At 32.5% G+C, this 662-nt stretch carries 1 protein-coding gene; it reads right to left on the bottom strand.

Annotated elements, in window-relative coordinates; translation table 11 throughout:
• On the bottom strand, positions 1-562 hold a 562-nt coding region (locus F9817_RS23730; RefSeq protein WP_161158662.1), incomplete at its 3' end, for a hypothetical protein.
• Between the last annotated feature and the right edge of the window lie 100 nt (positions 563-662).

Raw genomic sequence — 662 nt, 5'->3', positions numbered from 1 at the left:
ATATTGTGCTATAAACTATTAATGAATAACATAATAATTCAATGCTTTCTTCAGATATATTTTTTATTACACGAGCATAGCTTTCACTAGTTAGGCTAGACCACAACTCTTTCATACCATATAACCGTGAGAAAACGAGTAACATTAATGTTGATGTAATCACACCATTCATATGTTTAGTTTTAAGTATTGTAGCCATTTGTTCGATTGTATTCTTGCCACCTTTATAAGCCAATCTTATACCTATGGCAGTAACTAAAAGAGCGGGTACTTCCCAAGCACCGTGGTAGATATAGTCAAGTGCTCCATCGTTTTCTCGGATGAAAAGCACAGTATAGAAAGCAGCAATAAGAAAAGCGGCGTGGCGCAGTTCTGGTTTTACTTTTCCTACTTTAATAAAACTATAGATGGTAATTCCTAGCATAATAAGCTGCATTGTTTCGGTGACAGATTCTTCACCCATGTTATTGTGAAAATATAAAATATCTAGTTGGATACATCCGATGACTAGCAAAAACATCCCAATTGTACATAGTGCATTGATTAAAGCTTTATTTATCATAAGTATACTGTTAATAAAATGAGTAAGTTATATATTTTTAATAGAAGTGTTATATTAATTTAAAGGCGTATTTATAGTAACGCAGTGATGAGTGTATTCT

This window comes from Vibrio eleionomae (assembly GCF_009874545.1).
Taxonomy (GTDB): Bacteria; Pseudomonadota; Gammaproteobacteria; order Enterobacterales; family Vibrionaceae; genus Vibrio; species Vibrio nitrifigilis.
Note: the sequence above shows the minus strand (reverse complement) of the source record. Positions and strands in the feature narration are given on the sequence as shown.